Raw genomic sequence first — 20559 nt, 5'->3', positions numbered from 1 at the left:
CTACCTAAAATCCTTATCTTGTAACCTATCAGCTGCTATTTTAGCCTCATATTTATCGCCTATAGCAAGAAGCTTAGCCTTCGTCATAATATTTTCGCCACGCTCTTCAAAGTGATACTCTAGCACATTAGTTTCAACAATCGAATCAACAGGACAAGACTCTTCACAAAAGCCACAGAAAATACATTTAAATAGGTCTATTTCATAGCTAGAAGTTCTGCGTGAGCCATCTTCTCTTTCCGTTGAGTTAATTGTGATAGCTAAAGCTGGGCAAACAACTTCACATAATTTACATGCAATACATCTTTCTTCACCATTCTCATAACGTCTAAGAGCATGAAGTCCCCTAAATCTATTTGATATTGGCGTCTTTTCATCTGGGTACTGCACAGTAACCTTACGTGTAAAAAAATGCTTTCCTGTAACTTTTAAGCCCTTCAAAAGCTCCCATAATAGAAAGGTTTTTAAAAAACTTGTTATATTTCTCATAATATTATCCTTTTACCACCAAGGTCCAACACCTACTCGAACCATACAAGCCACAACCACTACCCAAACGAATGTTAAGGGAATGAATATCTTCCAACCTAAACGCATGATTTGATCATACCTATATCTGGGATATGTAGCTCTAACCCATAAAAACATAAACATGAACAGACCTGTTTTACCAAATAACCAGACCACTTCTGGTATATAGTTAGATAAAGTTTCAAGTGGAGTACCTTGAAATGGTGAGTTCCAGCCACCAAGAAACATGGTTGCCGCCAAAATACTTACCAAAATCATATTTGCATACTCTGCTAAGAAGAATAGTGCAAACCTTGATCCTGTATATTCAATATGATGACCTGCAACGATCTCTGACTCACCTTCAACCACATCAAAAGGTGCTCTATTAGTTTCTGCAATCCCTGCAATAAAATACACAATAAACAATGGAAATAATGGAATAAAGTACCAGTGCCAAACACCTCCAGCTTGAGACTCTATAATTCCTGAAATGCTCATTGATCCAGCAGCTATAACTACTCCAACAATACAAAAACCCATCGCTAACTCATAAGAAATAACCTGTGCTCCAGCTCTTAAAGCACCAAACAATGAATATTTATTATTTGAAGCCCATCCAGCTATCACTATACCGTATACAGAAAATGAGGTCATCGCCAATATATATAGCAGTCCCAAATTCATATTTGATAAAACTACACCTTTCGAAAAAGGTATGACTGCCCATGCAGCATATGCTGGAGCGAATGCTAAAATCGGAGCAATAAAAAACAAATATCTATTTGAATTTTTTGGAACTATTATTTCTTTTAAAAAAAGCTTTAATGCATCGAATATAGGCTGAAGCAATCCGAAAGCACCTACTCTATTAGGTCCTAGCCTATCTTGCATATAACCAATAACCTTTCTCTCAGCATAAGTATAGTAAGCTACAACTAAAATAAGAGGAATCATTATTAGCAACACATAAAGTACTGTCCACAGAACATATGCTATCATACTATTTTTCCTCTTCCGTTATTAGCCTAATATTAATATTCTCACCAAATAAAAAATCTTTAAATAAACTTCTTGGGATCATAACGTTTTTAGCATGTAAACTTGCATCAACGGTAACCTCAGGATTTATTTCATTATCAATATCATAAATTTTAATAGTACCAACACTTTCTTTCAAACCTATTTCATCTGCTAGTTCTTGAGATATTCTAACACCAACATAACGTTTTGCTTCTTGAGTTTTTTGCAAAGGTTCAGAGCGTCTAAGCAAGCTGCTTGAGCCATACATTGGATTTGATGCCACAAAAGTTACTTCTTTTTGATAGCCAAGATCAGCCCCAAGTATTTGGGTTACATGATTAGCAGTTACTCGTGCACGAGTAGCATAAGTATCTTTGGTTACTTCCTCTATAGAGTTATACCCAAATCCACCTAACTCTAAAAGATTTCCCAGAACTCTCAAAACCCGCCATAACTCTTTATTATTAGCATAAGGCTTAACAGCCTGACTAAATTCTTTTTTAGTGCCAAACAAATCAACAAAACTACCTTCAGTTTCGTAATGTGTTGCTATCGGAATAATTATGTCAGATACATCCTTGGTAAACTTATCAGCAAATGGTGTAAAGCTAACTACAATATCAATATCTTCCAAAGCCTTCCTAACTCTACACTCTCCATACAAACTATCTTTAGCTAGCTCAGTATGTGCTGTTAGAAGTAATTTTGTCTCTGTCTGGCCATTTAAGCACTTATATGTACTAAAACTAGATTTAGAAGAACTAAATATTCTATCAGCGGCAATCGAATTTACATTACTTGCTAAAACCCCACCTTTAATATTCATAACCTTCTCAAGCACATCCAACACACTAAAGACAGTTTCAAAACTACTCGAGTTTACAATATCTTGACCAATAATTATCTTTGGATTTTTTGCTGCTATTATTTTATCAGCAACATCTCTAACTTCCGCAGCTGGATCAACCTTTCTAAGAATCTCGTCAAGCTCACCATAAGGTAAGTTTGCTCTCACAAAAACTGCTTTAAGCAAAGATAGTGAAATATATTCAATATTATCAGCAGCAAGCTTAACTTGCCTAACACTATAATTAAAACTATAATCACAGACATTCCAAGCAATGGCTGTTGCACCATTCTTATCAACCGCATCTTTAATAGCTAGATTCACAAGAGGGTACTCTTTTCTAATATTAGACCCAAAAACTAAAATAAAATCACTTTCTCTAATACCATCTAAAGAACAATTGAAGCCTTTGCCTGCGCTAATCCCTGCAATATCAGCATGCTGTCTGATACGCCCATCTATATTTGCTGAACCAACTGATGCTAATATTTTTTTCATCAAAAACATTTCTTCTGAAGTTGATGTTTCAGAAACAACCGCTGAAATAGCGTCTGCCCCATCTTTTTCTTTAGTTTTTTCAATAGCAACTTTCACAAAGTCTAGAGCTTCATCCCAAGACACATCAACCCAACCACCTGACTTTTTAATCATTGGTTGCTGAACCCTATCTTGAGCATACAGACCTGCATATTCATACCTATCTCTATCAGCTATCCATGTACCTGTAGTTTCATTCTCTTTGGGAACAGTCCTAACAAGCTTACCTTGATATGCATGAGTATTAATTTCTACTGCTAAAGCATCACCAGCCGACACTGTAGGGAACTGTTTCAACTCCCATGCTCTTGCCTTAAACCTAAACGGTTTTGATGTAAGAGCTCCAACAGGACATAGATCAATAATATTACCCGAGACCTCAGAATCGACCATATCACCAGATATATAGGTGCTTATAGCAGAGTGATCTCCTCTCCCCATTACACCAAGCTCTTTCACTCCAGCAACCTCTTCACCAAAGCGGACACAACGCGTACATAAAATACACCTAGTCATATCAGTGGCTACAAATGGTCCTAATTCTGGATCCTCAACAACTCTTTTTGACTCATGATACTCAGATGTAGTATTACCATATTCCATAGCAACATCTTGAAGCTCACATTCTCCTCCTTGATCACAAATAGGACAATCTAATGGATGATTTATAAGCAAAAACTCCATCACATCTTTTTGCATTTGCAAAGCTTTGTCTGAACGAGTTTTAACCTTCATACCATCCATTACTGGAGTAGCACATGCAGGCGATGCACGTCTTGCACCCTCGACATCTACTAAACACATTCGGCAGTTAGCCGCAACAGATAATTTTTTATGGTAACAAAATCTAGGTATATAAATACCATTCAAATCTGCTATCTCTATAATTGATTGATTAGGCAAAGCCTCATAACTTTTACCATCAATCTCTATATTTATTTTTTTGGATTCTTTATTGTCTGACACAGAACACTCCAATCAACTATTGATCCACTATACTTTTACCACCATTCTCAACCATATAGACAAACTCTTCTCTAAACTTATCTATATAACTCTGGACAGGCCATGCTGCTGCATCTCCTAATCCACAAATAGTGTTACCTTCTATATTTGTAGCCACTCTCACCAGAGTATCTATATCTTCCAATTTCCCTTCTCCTGACACAATCCTATGTAAAGTACGTGCCAGCCATCCAGTCCCTTCTCTGCAAGGGGTACATTGGCCGCAAGATTCCTCATAATAAAAATCAGCTAATCTAGCTAAAGTTCTAACCATACAGGTCGTCTCATCCAGCACTATTACAGCTCCTGAACCCAACATTGATCCTGCATCGGCTATCGATTCATAATCCATAGTAACATTCATCATTTCTTCACCTGTGAGGATTTTAGATGAGCTTCCACCAGGAATTACCGCTTTGATCTTGTTGCCGTTACGCACTCCACCACATATTTCAAGTAACTCACTAAATGACATACCCAAGCTAATTTCAACAACTCTTTGTTTTTCAACGTGCCCAGAAATACAAAACAACTTTGTTCCACCACTTTTTTCAGTGCCTAATTTTTTGAACCACTCCCCGCCATTCTGCAATATTGCAGGCACTGACGCATACGTTTCAGTATTGTTTATATTTGTAGGCAAACCATATAAGCCTTTAAAAGCAGGAAATGGCGGCTTAAATCTAGGACGACCTTTTTTCCCCTCTAAAGAATCAAGTAAAGCTGTCTCTTCACCACAGATATATGCCCCAGCCCCAACTGCTGAGTACAAATCAAAAGTAACTCCTGATGACTTAATATTAGAACCTAAAAGACCCGCTTGGTATGCTTCGATAAGAGCATCTTCAAACCTAGCTATTGGTTCATAAAACTCCCCTCTTGTATAATTATAACCAGCTGTAGCACCTACCACATAACCAGCTATAGCCATTCCCTCTATTAATTGATGAGGATTATTCCTGAGGATCTCTCTATCCTTACAAGTACCTGGTTCGCCTTCATCTGAGTTACAAACCACATATTTTTGCCCAGGGGCGTTACGAGGCATAAAACTCCATTTCAATCCTGTTGGAAATCCAGCTCCTCCTCTACCCCTAAGGCCAGAAAGCTTAAGCTCTGCAATTATTTGCTCAGGTGGAATTCTCTCATTTATTATTTTATTCCAGTACGAATAGCCTCCTACAGAAAGATAAGACTCCAAGCTGTACGGCTTATCTAAGTGTAAAGTACGAAAACAAACTTCATTTGCCATTTATAACTACTCCAAAGAATCAATAATTTGATTCACTTTTTCTATAGTTAGGTTCTCATAAAAAACCTTGTCCACCTCTAACATCGGTGAACCACAACATGCACCTTGGCATTCAACCTCTTTTAATGTTATGCGACCATCTCTTGTAGTCTCACCAGGCTTAATGCTAAGCTTCTTTTCAATATGAGCTAAAATACTGTATGCACCATTTAACATACATGATACATTTGTACATAAATTTAGCTTATGCCTACCAACAGGGTTTAGCTCATACATGCAATAAAAAGTAGCCACTTCGTAAACATCAACCTTACTAACTTGCAAATATTCAGCCAAGGCTGTTTGCAAGTCATCAGTCAAATAACCTTCATTCTGATCTTGTAAAATATGTAAACCTTCCAATATGGCAGACCTTCTTTTATCCGCCGGAAATTTACTTAAAACTCTATCAATATCCTCTTTCGCTTGTAGCGATATTAAATCTACTAAAGACATCTCTTCCTCTACCTATCTACATCACCAAACACAACATCTATTGTCGAGATAATCGCCGGAGTATCTGCCAACATATGCCCTGCCAATAACTCATCCATCGCACTTATATGTGCAAATCCTGGAGCCCTCATTTTAAGTCGATATGGTTTGTTTGCGCCATCTGACTTAATATAGACACCAAACTCTCCCTTAGGGTGCTCAGTCCCCACATACACTTCTCCTTCAGGGGTACAATACCCTTCCGAAAAAAGCTTGAAATGGTGAATCAATTCTTCCATATTGTTCTTCATCGCATTTCTTTTTGGAGCAGTAACCTTATGGTTATCAGAAAGAATCTCTCCTGGATTAGCTCTTAACCAGTCGACGCATTGCTTAATAAGTTTATTAGACTCACGCATTTCAGCCATTCTAACAAGATACCTATCATAGCAGTCACCATTTGAACCAACAGGAATGTCAAAATCAAGTTTATCATAAACTTCATATGGCTGTGCTTTTCTAAGATCCCAAGCCTCTCCACTACCCCTTAGCATAGGACCTGTGAAACCAAGAGCTTTAGCTCTTTCTGCTGTAACCACACCGATATCAACTGTTCTTTGCTTCCACAACCTATTATCAGTCAAAAGAGTATCAATTTCATCAAGAGATTTGTCAAAATCAATAACAAATGAATCTAAGAAATCAAGCATAGTTCCCTGCCTAGGTTCATTGATTTTCTTTGTTTTCCTTTTACTAGTAAATCTAGTTTTTTCATACTGCGGCATCTGTGTCGGCAAGTCTCTAGCGACCCCACCCGGTCTAAAATAAGCGGCGTGCATACGCGCACCTGACACAGCCTCATAACAGTCAAACAAATCTTCCCTAACTCTAAACGCATAAAGAAAAACTGTCATTGCACCTAAGTCAATACCACATGCTGCAGCCCACAATAAATGATTAAGAATCCTTGTCATTTCAGCAAACATCACTCGGATATACTTAGCTCTCTCAGGAACTTCTAAATCAAGTAATTTTTCTATTGCCATAACATAAGCATGCTCATTGCACATCATAGAAACATAATCCAACCTATCCATATAACCAATACTTTGATTATACGGTTTATATTCAGCAAGTTTTTCTGTGCCTCTATGCAATAAACCAACATGGGGGTCTGCTCGAACAACATTCTCACCATCAAGCTCTAATATCAGTCTAAGAACACCGTGCGCAGCTGGATGAACCGGCCCAAAATTTAAGGTATAATTTTTATACTCTGCCATTACTATAAATCCATAGTTTTATTAATCACGAATCACTCTAGGCGTATTAACTCTATCATCTATCTCTACAGGCTCATACACAACCTTGCCAAGATTCTCATCGTAACGCATTTCAACATAACCTGTTTGTGGAAAGTCCTTTCTTAAAGGATGACCAACAAAACCATAATCTGTAAGCACCCTTCTTAAGTCTGGATGGTCATTAAAATAAATCCCAAACATATCATAAACTTCTCTTTCAGCCCAATTTGCTGAAGGCCATAAGTCACTAACAGAATCTATCAAAATAATTTGTGCATTTTTAAGTTTACATTTAACTCTAATACGAACATTATTTTCCATACTTAAAAGCTGATATATGATTTCAAACCTATTATCCACATCAGCAGTTTTAAAACCCTGCTGCCGAGCTCTAGAAAAGCCAGTTTGAGACACCGCTTTACCAACCTGCCAATCTGACTGACCATAAGTTAGATAATCTACAGCTGTAACATCAGTTAACTGCTCAAATACATAGCCTTTTTTTAATTTCTCAAGCACAAGATGTATATCTCGCTGATCCTTAATTACTATACTTATTTCATCATTAGCAATATAACTTTCGACTCCAAAACCTTGTAAAATCTTTGATACATTATCAAAATGACCTTGTAATAAATCAGCCATGATCACTTCCTCGCTATAGTATCTTTTCTAACAATTTTATTTTGCAACTGGATTATGCCATAAACCAGAGCTTCAGCTGTTGGAGGACAACCAGGAACATAGATATCAACAGGCACGATCCGATCACAGCCTCTTACCACAGAGTAAGAGTAATGATAATACCCCCCACCATTGGCACATGACCCCATAGAGATCACCCATTTAGGGTCTGGCATTTGATCATATACTTGACGTAATGCTGGAGCCATCTTATTACAAAGCGTTCCAGCAACAATAAGTACATCAGACTGTCGAGGCGATGGTCTAAAAACTATACCAAATCTATCTAAATCATACCTAGCTGCTCCTGCATGCATCATCTCAACAGCACAACAAGCTAGGCCGGTCGTTACAGGCCAAAGAGACCCTGTACGCACCCAATTTATTAAGGCATCAGCACTCGCTGTAATAAAACCTTTATTTTCATTACCTATTCCCACTCTAAAGCTCCTTTTTTCCAGGCATATATTAATCCCAAGAACAACACCACTAAAAATATAATCATTGCAAAAAAAGCGTGTATTGATATTGCTGGCATCTCTGCACTTGCTCTTAAATTTATTCCCCAAGGAATAATAAATGCTAGCTCCAGATCAAAAACTAAAAACAACACAGCTATAAGATAAAAACGAACATCTAGCTTTTCTCTTGCATCACCAAATGTTGGGAAGCCACATTCAAAAGTCTCACGCTTAGTTTCATTTGGATTGTTCGCGCCAACTATCATTGATAAAACCTTGCCAATGATAGCAAAAGCTGCTCCCAGTCCGAAAGCAATAATCAAAAAAATTAGTATCGGGGCAAACTGTTCATAAACACTATTAGTCATAGAAAAAATGATTAATACAATTGGTGGCACAATGATAGCATAATTAGCCCTTAAGTACAAAGTGGCCTCCCTCCCCTTATATTATATAAATAAACTAAATGTAGACAAAGTTATAAGAGTACTCTTAGAGTTATACAGGCTCACATGTCAAAAGGCTTTACATAAATATGCTTTTACAATAACCTTTACAGCAAGGAACATCAAATATTTAACAGAAAAACATGAGCTCACACCACCTTGATTTAAAAGAATTTGGATTCAAAGTTACACAACCACGTTTAGAAATACTTAAATTATTTGAAAAAAATAAAGATAAGCACCTTAGTCCAGATGATGTATTTTCTAGACTTAAATCCCAAGGTAGTAGCACTGGTATAGCAACAGTATATCGAGTATTGGGTCAATTTGAATCCGCAGGCATTATAAACCGCTTGAAGCTTGAAAACGATCAGGTAATGTATGAACTTAATCAAGGAGATCATCACGATCACATAATTTGTATCCAATGCAATAAAATACAGGAATTCTATAGTGCTGAAATTGAAGAACTTCAAAAGCAAATTGTTGAATCTATTGGCGCCAAAATTATAGACCATAATCTTAACATTTATGTTAAATGTAAGAATTGCCTTAAAAAAGAAGGGCCTTCAGAATAATGCTTTATATACTTTTTGTACATTTTTCTTGCCATCTGTTAGCATATATAGGCTATTACCATTAGCTCCATAACCAGATAACTTTATATTAGAAATATTAGCGACTTTTAAAATCTTATTTAAAAGCCTAGGAATCTTATCCAAACTATTACCTACCACAGCTGTTAATGATAGATCTTGCTCTATAAATAAAGTTACACCTACCAGATTCTTTAAATCTTGAATTAATTGCTCTATAAAATCTTCTGATTGAGAAATAATAAAAGAAAATGATGTTTCTGTAAGATTAATAATATCTGCACCAATACCATGCTTTTGTAAAATTAAAAAAATACTATATGGTATATTTGGGGGTTCACTATTGGAAAATTTAACCTTAATCAATGACTGGCTCTTGCGTTCAGCTATCGCTCTAATTTTTGTTTTTTTATTTTTTGGTCCATTAGTAATATATGTACCTCCTTTATGTGGTAAAAAAGTAGAGCCCACAAATACCTTAATATCGCTTCTCATAACGGGCCAAAGCGTACTAGGGTGTAAAACCTTTGCTCCAAACTTTGTTAATTCAAGAGCTTCATCATAATTTATCCTTTTTATAACCTTTGATCTCGGTATCAACCTAGGATCAGCCTGATGAATCCCTACTACATCTGTCCAGATATATAATAAGTCTGCTTTAACTGCCTCAGCAATAAGTGCAGCTGAATAGTCACTTCCTCCTCTACCAAGAACTGTAGTATCGTTATTTTTATCAGATCCGACAAACCCTTCTAAAATAATCACTTTCTCCGAGCCTAATAAATATTTACTAGCTGCATCACCAACATCATTCAATATAGGTTTTGCTTTTTTATAACAACTATCTGTTTTAATAATACCTCTAGCATCAAAATATTTAGAATCTATACCGCTGTTATTTAACATTTTATTAAAAAGTCGAGCTGAGACCTGCTCACCAAAAGATAATATTTGTGCGCTAAGCTTGTAATTTAACTTATTATCCCGATACAACATTTGACAACTACTATCAAGCTTGCTAAACAATACACTTATGCCTAGCTCTTTAGCATTGCCACAAAAGTCAACTATTGGATCTATAATCTTATGCAATTCACCAAATAAATTTTTATAACTATCCATATCGCTCATTATAAGTCTTTCAAGTAGATTAGTAACTCCAGTCTGAGCACTTACGACTACTATTTTTATATCTTTATTCTTATTAAGAATATCTATACATTTTTGAATAGAAAAGATGTCTCCCACACTTGTTCCACCAAATTTTGCCACACTAAATTGTCTCACCATAAACAATTTTAAAAACCTGCTAATTAATGATTGCATTTAAATATATTATAAATGATAATGATTATCAATATTAATTATGTGGAAAAATAACAATGAACTTCTCACCACAGCAAGCCATGCTAAAAGACCAAAATAATTGGGAATCAAACGCTAGAAGCTATCCAAGAAAAAATCCCTTAGTTATAAAAAAAGCTCAAGGAATATATTTAACTGATATTGATGGTAAGGATTATATTGATTGCCTAGCAGGTGCGGGCACAATAGCTCTTGGCCATAATCATCCCGATGTTAATAATGCTATTTCTAATACACTAAACAGTGGTGTACCAATACATACTTTAGACTTGCTTACTGAAGAAAAACATAACTTTATGAATCAGCTTTTAAAAAGTTTGCCAAAATCATATCATGGCAAGACAAAAGTTCAATTTTGTAGCCCTAGTGGTGCTGATGCCGTTGAAGCAGCTATAAAACTTTGTAAAACAGTAACTTCTAGAGAAAACATTATTGCTTTCAACGGTGCATATCACGGCATGACTCAAGGAACATTATCTTTAATGGGTAATCTAGAACCAAAAAAAAATATTAACGGCTTAGCTCCATATGTACATTTTTTACCCTATCCGTATTCTTATCGCTGTCCTTTTGGCCTAAAAGGACAGCAAAGCATTGATATAAACATACAAATGATTTCACGTCTTCTAAAGGATCCAGAAAGTGGTATCAAAAAACCTGCCGCAATCATTTTAGAGCCGGTACAAGGTGAAGGTGGAGCAATTCCTGCTCCAACCAAATGGTTAAAAGCAATAAGAGCGCTAACTAATGAGCTAGATATACCTTTGATAGTTGATGAAGTTCAATGTGGTGTAGGTAGAACAGGTCACCTTTATGCTTTTGAAAAAGCAGGTATTGAACCTGATGTAATAGTTTTGTCAAAAGCTCTCGGAGGAGGGCTTCCTATTTCTGTAATACTTTATAAGAGCCATTTAGATAAATGGGAACCTGGTGCACATTCAGGTACTTTTAGAGGTAATGTTTTAGCTATGGCTGCTGGAAGCGTTGTTTTAAACAAAATTAATACTCTAGAATTCCTAAACCAAGTAAATAGTACAAGCGAGTATTTCTTTAAAAAATTACATAAATTAAAGGGGAAATATCAAATTATTGGTGATGTAAGAGGTTCTGGACTAATGATTGGGGTAGAAATTGTTGACATAGAATCTAAACCAGACATTATAGGCAGCCTATCTGCAGATGGTGAGAAAGCTTTAAATATTAAAAAAACTTGCTTTAACAAAGGGCTTATTGTCGAACTAGGTGGTCGTTTTGGAGCAACAATTAGATTTCTACCGCCTCTTATTATTACCACAGAACAAATTGACCAAGTAATAGCTATTTTAGAAAGCTCAATTAAGGAAAACATATGAGCTTAGATTCAAAAAAAGCGACTCTAGATGGTTCTAACAAAAACCTTACTATTCCTCACAATATACAACAAAATATAGATATAATGTCTGACAATACCATAGCTACAAAACTAGAACTCATAACAAATCAACCTTATAACGAAAAGCATATTTCTATTAATAAACATTTTCTAAATAATTCTAGTGAAAGTATCAGCACTTATACTAAAAGCATACAAGAATCTTTAAATATAGTTTCTCAAAACTTAGACAAAAGAGAGGTTTTTAGTGGTGAAGAAGCAAATCAACTAAAAAAAATAGCTGCTGAATTCAATATAGCTACTGAGTCACAAGAACTTAATGAAATTATCGAAAAACAATTAACTAAACTATTTAAGCATTCTCTGAATATAAATTCTCCAGCTTCTATGGCCCACCTCCATTGTCCAGTTATGCTTCCATCCTTGATTGCTGAAATATTTATATCAACTTTAAATCAATCAATGGACTCTTGGGATCAAAGCCCAATTGCCACATATATTGAGCAAGATATCATCAATTGGCTTAGTTCATTAATATATAAAAATAACAAAATGGCTGATGGCATATTTACTAGTGGTGGAACACAATCAAACTTGATGGGATTACTTTTGGCCAGAGATAACTACTGTGAAAAGACCTTAAATCATAAAGTGTCTGATTTAGGCTTACCAAATATTGCTCACAAATTTCGTATACTATGTACAGAAAAAACCCATTTTTCTGTACATAAGTCATTAGCACTTTTAGGTCTGGGTAAAAACTCTATCAAGACTATTAAGACCAATAATCACCTACAATTAGATACTCAAGATCTAACAACCCAAATAAATAAACTCAAAAAACAAGATTTAATACCAATATGTATAGTAACTACAATTGGAGATACTGACTTTGGTTGTATCGATAACATTACTGAAGTTGCTGAGATTGCTAGCAACAATAATATATGGCTTCATGCAGATGCTGCCGTTGGTGGAGCTTTAATACTTTCAAATAAAAATAATCACCGTATCAATGGTCTAGAATTAGCTGATTCTGTAACCGTTGATTTTCACAAACTATTCTTCCAGCCTATTAGCTGTGGTGCTTTTTTTTGTAAAGATAGCTCTGTTTTTAAAATATTATGTCATCATGCAGATTATCTTAATCCTGATAAGGATGGTTTTAATGCTATAAACTTAATAGATAAATCTATTCAAACAACTCGAAGATTTGACGCGCTAAAACTCTGCATCTCTTTAAAATGCGTTGGAACTAAATTATTTTCAGAATGGCTGGATCATATTATTGAAACAACTACCCAAAGCATTAAATTAATAAATAAAGATACAAATTTACAATTAGTATTCGATGAAGATCAACACCTTAATAACAGCTTAAATACTATCGTTTTTAGATATTTTGATAATGACCTAAATTCAACAATTATAAATTCTATTAATAGTAAAATTCATAAAACTATATTTCATGATGGAAAATTTGCCATTGCACAAACAAAAGTAAACTCAGACACCTATCTAAAGATCACACTGGTTAACCCCATGATCTCACTTGAATTAGTTACCCAGTGTCTTGAACAAATAAAGTTACATGGCGATTTAATTAAAAAAATAAAGGTGAAAAATGATAACTAAGTATGCTAACGAAATAACCTTAAAGAACTTTCTAAATTGTTATTATAGAGAATATAATGATTATAATTTATCTAAGCAAGCTCATAATAATAATTACTTATTTAGTATAGATCTACCAAAGATTGGTGCTAGGTTTGAAATTTCCGTAGAAATATCTGAAATACTAAGATCACCAACCTGGCTGCTGCCATGCTACATAATTAAGCAACATGAAAAATCAGAAATTGATTCTCTTCAAGCTGTTTTCTTAATCAGCAAAGAGCTTAGTAAATCAAATGATAACGATGATAGCAATATCATAGTTAGAATATCAAATTCTACAACTAATATAGCTAAAATCCTAAATAATAGAAAACATAAGTTAGATGAAGCTTTTAGCCATAAAAACTCTTTTATTACTAATGAACAAATTTTATTAAGAGGACATAGGTTACAGCCAGATCCTAAAAGCAGAGAAGGATTCTCTGATGATGAATTTATAAAATACTCTCCTGAAACTAATGGTAGTTTACAACTTCATTATATGTATGTTGATAAAAGTATTTTAGTAACGCACTCTTTAACTGATAAAACAACAAATGAAATATTTTTAAGTTTTTTAAAAAAAGAGGCATTACCCAAAAAACCAAATAATAATTATGAATTATTTGCACTCCATCCATGGCAAGCAAATTATTTGGCTAAACAAGAAGCAATAAAAAATTATAAAGCAGAAAATAAAATTATAGATATCGGAATTACTGGACTAGTATTTTACCCAACAACTTCTGTTAGAACAGTATATTCTCCTAGAGCAAATATCATGTTAAAATTTTCTCTAAATGTTGCTATTACAAATTCAGTAAGAATAAATTTAGCTAAAGAATGCAACCGTAGCATATCTGTACATAAATTATATATAAGACATCTTAAGCCTATATTAAACAATTATTTTCCAAACTTTAGCTTAATTACTGATCCTGCCTATGCTGCAATAAAAATAAATGATAAAATTTTTGATCCAAGCATATGTATCATTAGGAACGCTGATTTTGATCCTCAAAATGATATAGCATGTATAGCTAGCTTAACTGAGCCAAACCCTTTTAATGAAAAAACTCGCATTAACTCATTAATTCAATATTTTAGTGTCCACAATAATATCCCTACTTACGATGCTGCTATATACTGGTTTGATACATACCTCTCTATAGCAGTAGCTCCTATACTGTGGCTATATTCAAAATATGGTATAGCTCTTGAAGCTCATCAGCAAAACTTATTAGTTAGAATCGAGCATGGCCTGCCTATTGAAAGCCTTTATCGAGACAGTCAAGGTTATTATTATACAAAAAATCATAAAGAATTAGAAAAAGCTGATTTTGGTGATATTAAAGACTTATGCGAAGGCTCACAAGAATTTATAGATCATCATTTTTGTTATTACTTTATAGTTAATCATTTGAATTCTGTTATAGAGGCAATAGCTAATACTAACTATATTAATGAAAAAGAACTACTGGCAATGGTTATAGATTTTTTTAAAGGATTTTCGGATAAATATCAAGTTAGTGATAGATTTATTAAAAAACTTTTAAGTTTAGATCAACTACCTCTAAAAGCTAATCTTCTAACTAGATTAAATGGTCTTGATGAGTTACAAGCCCCTCTAACCGCTCAATCAATTTATGTTAATACAAAAAATCCTTTTAAGGAGACTTATGAAAATTTATGATGTCATTGGAATCGGCATAGGACCTTTTAATTTAGGGCTAGCAGCTCTACTGGATGATAAACCTATAGATAGCATCTTTTTTGATAAAAAATCAGATTTCTGTTGGCACCCTGGATTAATGATGAATTGGACAACATTACAAGTACCTTTTTTAGCAGATTTAGTAACCATGGCCGACCCAACTAACAAGTTTACTTTTTTAAATTATTTACATCAAAAAAATCGGATTTATAAATTCTACTTTAAAGAGAATTTTTTTATCCCTAGACAAGAATATAATGACTATTGCTTATGGGTAGCCAAAAATTGCAAATCATGTAAATTCAATTATGAGGTTATAAATATTGAACACCAAATAACTTCAGGTGAGGAAGTCTGGGCTATAATAGTAAAGAATGAAAATAATAAAGAGGAAAGATACTTAACTAAAAATATTGTACTGGGTTTAGGGACAGTTCCTGAACTCCCTAAGAATATTTCTAATATAGACAACATCTACCATAGTAGCGATTATTTAAATATAAAAAAACAAGCTTCAAGTGATCAACATATAACTTTGATAGGATCTGGGCAAAGTGCTGGAGAAATATTTTTAGACTTATTGAAATCAAAAGCTGATAACACAAGAATCAGCTGGCTAACTAGAAGTAAAGGGTTCTTCCCTATGGAATATTCAAAATTAGGACTTGAACATTTTTCACCTGAATATACTGATTACTTTTATAATCTCAATGAATCACAAAAACCTAAACTTTTAGCTGAGCAAGATTTATTATATAAAGGCATTAGTGCAGAAACTATATCAGATATATATGATGCCCTTTATGAACAGACAGTTCAAAATAAAAACCATGTTGAACTTATTGCTAATTGTGAGCTTTACAGTGTAAAAAATAATAATAACTCACTATCTTGCCACTTCTATCATAAGCAGCAGAATCAAGATTTTTTGATTAAAACAGATAAAATAATTGCGGCTACTGGCTACAAAACCAACATAAGCAAATCTTTAAATAATATAAATAAATTTATTAGCTATGATAAAAACAATAACCTAAATATAACTAGAGACTATAAATTAGTGACTCAAGGCACTAACCTAAATATTTTTATCCAAAATGCGGAAATGCACTCTCATGGTGTAGGTACTCCTGACTTGGGCTTAGGTGCATCTAGAAATGCAACAATAGTAAATAACCTACTTAAAAAAACAGTTTATAACATTTCTAAAAATAATACTTTTACTACATTTGGAGTCCCAGCAAAATATTTAACCCAACCTACAAATATTAAAATCGCATAAATTATAAGGAGATCGTTTATATGATTAAAAAAACAAATTATCACAAGCTTGCCAATATACAGCTTTTAGAAAAAATAATCTCTGAATTTAGTTATGAGGGAATTTTTGCTCCAATTCAAAAAGATATAGATCAAGAGCTTTATACCCTAGAGGTATCACCATCACTATTTTATAAGTTCAAAGCTACAAAAAGGATTTATAGCAATTTAGTAGTACACAAAAATTCAGTTATCAGATATAAAAATAGTAATTCAGAAATTGCTGATGATGCAATACAAATCATCATTGATACACTACCTATTACAAAAATTGATCCGGTGACTACTGCTCACTTTATAAAAGAGCTTAATAATACCATATATGCAGATACAGCCATTCTACAAAAAACTCCAATTCTAGCTAAAGATATATACAAACTTCCTTATGCACATATAGAAGGTAATATGACTGGTCACCCATGGTTTGTTATAAATAAAGGCCGAATTGGTTTTAATGCTGATGATTATGCTAATTACGCTCCAGAAATGCAAAAAATTATAAATTTATCTTGGATAGCTATAAATAAAAATTTGATAACATTCTCAAGTACTTCTGAACTTAACTACTCACAGATAATTACCAAAGAAATTAATACTGATACACTTAAAAGTTTTAATAAAACTATAAAAATGAATAATAAAAAATCTGATGATTTTTTTATTTTACCAGTTCATCCATGGCAATGGGAAAATACATTAATGCAACAATTTGCTAAATATATTGCTGACAAAGATATTATATTTTTAGGAAAGTCACCTGATCAACATTTAGCTATGCAATCAATAAGAACTCTTTCAAATGTTTCTAATCCAGATAAGTATAGTATCAAGCTCCCTTTAAATATATTAAACACCGCCGTTTATCGAGGCTTACCCAAAGATCAAACCATAAATGCTCCTATACTAACTGAATGGGTTAAGAATATTGCTAAAAACGATGAGTTTCTAATGAAGAGTAATTTTATTTTACTTGGAGAACTTGCTAGTGCATATTGTAAACACCCATACTACTCAGAGACACCTAACTCTCCTTATTATTTTAAAGAACAATTAGGCGCTATATGGAGAGAAAGCATCCATACTAGGTTAAAAAATAATGAAAAAGCAATGACTATGGCTGCGTTAACGCATGTTGATAGCGAGAATAATGGTGTGCTATGTGAAATGATAAAAGAATCATCTCTCAATATTGACCAATGGCTTGAAATGTTTTTTGAAAATACTATTCCTGCCCTCCTACACTTTTTATATAAGTATGGGATGGTATTTTCACCACACGGTGAAAATACCATCCTAATTATCAAAGATAACCTCCCTGTTGGTTTAGCCATGAAAGATTTTGTTGATGATATCAATATCTGTGAAAATTTTGTTGAGGAATTAAAAAGCTTACCTCAAAAAGTAAAAAACTCCATCCCTCAAGTTCATGATGATTATTTACTACAATTCATACATACTGGATTGTTTGTCGTTCACTATAGATATATATCTTCAATTCTTGCTGATAAACTAAACTATCCAGAATTAAATTTTTATCAAAAATTACACCAATGTATATCTCGATACCAAGCAGATAAGCCTGAATTGAAATCTCGTTTCAAACGTTTTGATCTATATAAACCAAGCTTTGATAAACTTTGTTTAAACAGGCTAAGAATATTTGAAGTAGGCTATGGTGATTATACAGCAAGACCAAAAGTCCTCTCAACTGGTCAAATTGATAACCCTCTTTATCTTGCTAAAAAATTTAAAGAAACAAAAGATAATATATTTAAACATAATAGAATATCCTTTCGCTCATTTTGCTTAGAAAAAGATCTCAATACAATCCACCTATGGATGAATAAACCACATGTGGCAAAATTTTGGAATCTTGATAAATCAAAACATGATTTAAAAAATCACTTCTGCAAGATGTTATCAAAACCAAACCAAAATCTATTTATTTTATCTTTAGATGATAAAGAAATAGCTTATGCAGAAATCTATAATGTTAATCAAGATCGTATTGCTAGTTATCTTTCTACTAAAAAAAATGATTACGGCTGGCATCTTTTAATAGGTCCAGAAGAAGCTATTGGTAAAGGATACTCTAAGCTTTTAGTTGAAGCTCTTAGTAAATATTGTTTTGCCGAACTTGGTGCTAATAATGTCATTTTTGAACCTGACACTAGAGTTATAGCTTTTCAAAAAATAGCCCCTAAATTAGGCTATAAAAATAATGGGAAAATAACTTTACCAGAAAAGCAAGCTTTTTTATTTAGCTGCTCAAGAAAGGCTTTTATGGAGAATAGCCTATTATGATTACATGCAATATACAAAATTGGCCAATTGTTAGTATGCATTTTGGCAGCTCACCAAGCTATGAAGATGCTATTGATTGGCTTAGCAGTTGTGACAAAATACTTAAGAAAAAGCAAAAATTTTTAATTGTTTGCTCTTTCTCAGAAAATTATCAATTTGAGCATAATGCAAGAATAAAACAGGCAAAATGGTTCAAAAACTCAAAATCTGAACTTGCTAGGTGGTGTCTAAGTATGATCCGTATTACAAAAGATCCTATTATGATAAAAAAAATTAATGCGCCTTCTATGGCTAAAGGCATGCCTTTTAAATGCATAGCTGTCGAGAACTCTAGCATTGCTTGGGAGAAGGCTCATCAAATCATACAAAAAGAGAATCTAATATGAAAAAATACCGTTTTGATATCACCACATTATATTTAGCTCAAGCTATCTCATTATATTTTTGCACCTTTGGGTTACCTACTATTTTAAGATTCGAAGGTATTTCTTTAGAAAAAATTGGGCTTTTTAGCTTTCTATTATTACCATGGGTTATAAAATTTTTATGGGCTCCTATTGTCGACAAAAAATATAATAAAAAGATAGGTAGAAGAAAAAGTTGGTTTCTAATAATGCAGCTTTCTACCATACTACTATTTTTAATGTTTTCAATTTATAATCCTAAAGATTATTCAAACTATATCTTTTTACTTGCTTTTTTACTGTCTACTATTGCAGCAACTCAAGATATATCTGTTGATGGCTTTTCTATTGAGCAAACCCAAGCCAAAAGCCTACAATGGTGTAATTTTTATAGAGTAATAGGAACTACTCTAGGAAGCATGATTGGGGGCGCATCTTTAATTGCATTATATAATATACTTGGATGGCATAAAATCACCTTATACATGGTAATCATTAGTAGCTGTATTTTTTTATATATGTTAACAATAAAGGAAAAAAATGAAAATTCTCAACATCAACACGCTATACCATCGATAAAATCATTCTTCAAAAGAAAAGAAACAAAAACCCTACTAATAATATGCTTAAGCTACCGTATTTGTGAAGGGTTAGTTATGGGGATGCAATCTTCATTTCTAGTTGACTCTCATATCCCTCTAAGCACAATAGGCATAGTAATGGGCACAGGTAGCGCTATTATTGGAATCTTTGGGGCTGCTCTAATTAGCTATTTATTTAATTTTTATAAAGATACTACTCTTTTAACACTATTAGCCATAATAAGAGCTTTTTGCTATTTTTTACTTGGCTTTATCAGTCTATATAAAATAGATAATCAGGTGATAATTTTTGCTATTGTGCTATTAAACATGGCTTCTCGCCTTATGGAAATGGTAGTTTTATACACTATATTTATGAAATTTATCTCAAAAGAGCAAGCTGGTACAGATTTCACAATTTTAGTATGTGTTGAACTACTCATATATATATTGGGAATGTCAATAAGTGGATTCTTAGCTGCAAATATAGGTTATGCGATGCTATTTTTATTAGGTGGAGCACTCTCAATACCAGGATTCTTAGTAGCCTATATTTTTCTAAAAAAATTAAGCACTCGAATAATTACATAAAATATGTAACTACCTCTTAATATTCTAGTATACCGCCTTTATTATTACCAAATAACTATATTTCAATAAAAAAATAATAATATTAATTATTTATATTAAATAATATTGATTAT

The 20559-nt window shown here is 33.4% G+C and carries 18 protein-coding genes; 8 read left to right on the top strand and 10 right to left on the bottom strand.

Translation table 11 applies throughout. From position 1 onward, the window contains the following. The 9 genes from nuoI to ndhC are packed head-to-tail and all read right to left on the bottom strand — an operon-like array spanning position 1 to position 8465. On the bottom strand, positions 1-489 hold the full coding sequence (gene nuoI / locus ACR0PV_RS00685) for an NADH-quinone oxidoreductase subunit NuoI (protein WP_488173144.1): 489 nt from the start codon (positions 487-489) through the stop codon (positions 1-3). 12 nt (positions 490-501) lie between these two features. Next, positions 502-1512, bottom strand: coding sequence for an NADH-quinone oxidoreductase subunit NuoH (gene nuoH, locus ACR0PV_RS00680; RefSeq protein WP_488173143.1), 1011 nt, complete (start codon positions 1510-1512; stop codon positions 502-504). A 1-nt stretch (position 1513) separates the two neighbouring features. Continuing rightward, on the bottom strand, positions 1514-3883 hold the full coding sequence (gene nuoG / locus ACR0PV_RS00675; RefSeq protein ID WP_488173142.1) for an NADH-quinone oxidoreductase subunit NuoG: 2370 nt from the start codon (positions 3881-3883) through the stop codon (positions 1514-1516). Between the two features lie 16 nt (positions 3884-3899). Continuing rightward, positions 3900-5174 (bottom strand): NADH-quinone oxidoreductase subunit NuoF, encoded by a 1275-nt coding sequence (gene nuoF / locus ACR0PV_RS00670; protein WP_488173141.1) that lies wholly within the window; start codon positions 5172-5174, stop codon positions 3900-3902. 6 nt (positions 5175-5180) lie between these two features. Further along, positions 5181-5669 carry an NADH-quinone oxidoreductase subunit NuoE family protein gene (locus ACR0PV_RS00665; RefSeq protein WP_488173140.1) on the bottom strand — a complete coding sequence of 163 codons (489 nt, stop codon included), beginning with the start codon at positions 5667-5669 and terminating at the stop codon, positions 5181-5183. Between the two features lie 8 nt (positions 5670-5677). After that, positions 5678-6931 carry an NADH-quinone oxidoreductase subunit D gene (locus ACR0PV_RS00660; RefSeq protein WP_488173139.1) on the bottom strand — a complete coding sequence of 418 codons (1254 nt, stop codon included), beginning with the start codon at positions 6929-6931 and terminating at the stop codon, positions 5678-5680. 21 nt (positions 6932-6952) lie between these two features. Beyond that, entirely contained in the window at positions 6953-7597 is a 645-nt protein-coding gene (locus tag ACR0PV_RS00655; protein ID WP_488173138.1) for an NADH-quinone oxidoreductase subunit C, read from the bottom strand. A 2-nt stretch (positions 7598-7599) separates the two neighbouring features. Continuing rightward, on the bottom strand, positions 7600-8076 hold the full coding sequence (locus ACR0PV_RS00650; protein WP_488173137.1) for a NuoB/complex I 20 kDa subunit family protein: 477 nt from the start codon (positions 8074-8076) through the stop codon (positions 7600-7602). Next, the gene (gene ndhC / locus ACR0PV_RS00645) at positions 8067-8465 is read right to left on the bottom strand and encodes an NADH-quinone oxidoreductase subunit A (protein WP_488173925.1); all 399 of its coding nucleotides are present in this window, start codon (positions 8463-8465) and stop codon (positions 8067-8069) included. Before ndhC ends, ACR0PV_RS00650 begins: the two co-directional genes overlap by 10 nt. A gap of 221 nt (positions 8466-8686) precedes the next feature. Between ndhC and ACR0PV_RS00640 the strand changes: the two genes are divergently transcribed. Beyond that, positions 8687-9121 (top strand): Fur family transcriptional regulator, encoded by a 435-nt coding sequence (locus tag ACR0PV_RS00640; RefSeq protein WP_488173136.1) that lies wholly within the window; start codon positions 8687-8689, stop codon positions 9119-9121. Here ACR0PV_RS00640 and ACR0PV_RS00635 read toward each other — a convergent pair. Further along, on the bottom strand, positions 9113-10429 hold the full coding sequence (locus ACR0PV_RS00635) for an aspartate kinase (protein ID WP_488173135.1): 1317 nt from the start codon (positions 10427-10429) through the stop codon (positions 9113-9115). The genes ACR0PV_RS00640 and ACR0PV_RS00635 overlap by 9 nt on opposite strands. 92 nt (positions 10430-10521) lie before the next feature. Between ACR0PV_RS00635 and ACR0PV_RS00630 the strand changes: the two genes are divergently transcribed. Genes ACR0PV_RS00630 through ACR0PV_RS00600 form a run of 7 tightly spaced genes read left to right on the top strand, consistent with a single transcriptional unit; the run spans position 10522 to position 20446 of the window. After that, positions 10522-11856, top strand: a complete 1335-nt coding sequence (locus ACR0PV_RS00630) for a diaminobutyrate--2-oxoglutarate transaminase family protein (RefSeq protein ID WP_488173134.1) — start codon at positions 10522-10524, stop codon at positions 11854-11856. After that, positions 11853-13511 carry a pyridoxal phosphate-dependent decarboxylase family protein gene (locus tag ACR0PV_RS00625; RefSeq protein ID WP_488173133.1) on the top strand — a complete coding sequence of 553 codons (1659 nt, stop codon included), beginning with the start codon at positions 11853-11855 and terminating at the stop codon, positions 13509-13511. Before ACR0PV_RS00630 ends, ACR0PV_RS00625 begins: the two co-directional genes overlap by 4 nt. Then, complete coding sequence (locus ACR0PV_RS00620) at positions 13501-15225, top strand: IucA/IucC family protein (protein ID WP_488173132.1); 1725 nt, start codon at positions 13501-13503, stop codon at positions 15223-15225. The genes ACR0PV_RS00625 and ACR0PV_RS00620 overlap by 11 nt, the downstream gene beginning before the upstream one ends. Next, positions 15212-16528, top strand: coding sequence for a lysine N(6)-hydroxylase/L-ornithine N(5)-oxygenase family protein (locus ACR0PV_RS00615; protein ID WP_488173131.1), 1317 nt, complete (start codon positions 15212-15214; stop codon positions 16526-16528). Before ACR0PV_RS00620 ends, ACR0PV_RS00615 begins: the two co-directional genes overlap by 14 nt. A 20-nt stretch (positions 16529-16548) precedes the next feature. Beyond that, positions 16549-18870 (top strand): GNAT family N-acetyltransferase, encoded by a 2322-nt coding sequence (locus ACR0PV_RS00610; protein WP_488173130.1) that lies wholly within the window; start codon positions 16549-16551, stop codon positions 18868-18870. Then, positions 18867-19256: a hypothetical protein gene (locus ACR0PV_RS00605; protein WP_488173129.1), complete on the top strand. Its 390-nt coding sequence runs from the start codon at positions 18867-18869 to the stop codon at positions 19254-19256. The genes ACR0PV_RS00610 and ACR0PV_RS00605 overlap by 4 nt, the downstream gene beginning before the upstream one ends. Next, complete coding sequence (locus ACR0PV_RS00600) at positions 19253-20446, top strand: MFS transporter (protein ID WP_488173128.1); 1194 nt, start codon at positions 19253-19255, stop codon at positions 20444-20446. The genes ACR0PV_RS00605 and ACR0PV_RS00600 overlap by 4 nt, the downstream gene beginning before the upstream one ends. Positions 20447-20559: the final 113 nt, after the last annotated feature.

It is taken from the genome of Francisella sp. AG1, from assembly GCF_057683165.1.
Note: the sequence above shows the minus strand (reverse complement) of the source record. Positions and strands in the feature narration are given on the sequence as shown.

Coding starts and splice junctions, on each gene's coding strand:
- ACR0PV_RS00625 (WP_488173133.1), top strand. CDS start 11,853: ATGAGCTTAGATTCAAAAAAAGCGACTCTAGATGGTTCTAACAAAAAC.
- ACR0PV_RS00635 (WP_488173135.1), bottom strand. CDS start 10,429: ATGGTGAGACAATTTAGTGTGGCAAAATTTGGTGGAACAAGTGTGGGA.
- ACR0PV_RS00660 (WP_488173139.1), bottom strand. CDS start 6,931: ATGGCAGAGTATAAAAATTATACCTTAAATTTTGGGCCGGTTCATCCA.
- ACR0PV_RS00605 (WP_488173129.1), top strand. CDS start 18,867: ATGATTACATGCAATATACAAAATTGGCCAATTGTTAGTATGCATTTT.
- ACR0PV_RS00655 (WP_488173138.1), bottom strand. CDS start 7,597: ATGGCTGATTTATTACAAGGTCATTTTGATAATGTATCAAAGATTTTA.
- ACR0PV_RS00630 (WP_488173134.1), top strand. CDS start 10,522: ATGAACTTCTCACCACAGCAAGCCATGCTAAAAGACCAAAATAATTGG.
- nuoF (WP_488173141.1), bottom strand. CDS start 5,174: ATGGCAAATGAAGTTTGTTTTCGTACTTTACACTTAGATAAGCCGTAC.
- ACR0PV_RS00640 (WP_488173136.1), top strand. CDS start 8,687: ATGAGCTCACACCACCTTGATTTAAAAGAATTTGGATTCAAAGTTACA.
- ACR0PV_RS00620 (WP_488173132.1), top strand. CDS start 13,501: ATGATAACTAAGTATGCTAACGAAATAACCTTAAAGAACTTTCTAAAT.
- ACR0PV_RS00665 (WP_488173140.1), bottom strand. CDS start 5,669: ATGTCTTTAGTAGATTTAATATCGCTACAAGCGAAAGAGGATATTGAT.
- ndhC (WP_488173925.1), bottom strand. CDS start 8,465: ATGACTAATAGTGTTTATGAACAGTTTGCCCCGATACTAATTTTTTTG.
- nuoI (WP_488173144.1), bottom strand. CDS start 489: ATGAGAAATATAACAAGTTTTTTAAAAACCTTTCTATTATGGGAGCTT.
- ACR0PV_RS00600 (WP_488173128.1), top strand. CDS start 19,253: ATGAAAAAATACCGTTTTGATATCACCACATTATATTTAGCTCAAGCT.
- ACR0PV_RS00615 (WP_488173131.1), top strand. CDS start 15,212: ATGAAAATTTATGATGTCATTGGAATCGGCATAGGACCTTTTAATTTA.
- nuoH (WP_488173143.1), bottom strand. CDS start 1,512: ATGATAGCATATGTTCTGTGGACAGTACTTTATGTGTTGCTAATAATG.
- ACR0PV_RS00610 (WP_488173130.1), top strand. CDS start 16,549: ATGATTAAAAAAACAAATTATCACAAGCTTGCCAATATACAGCTTTTA.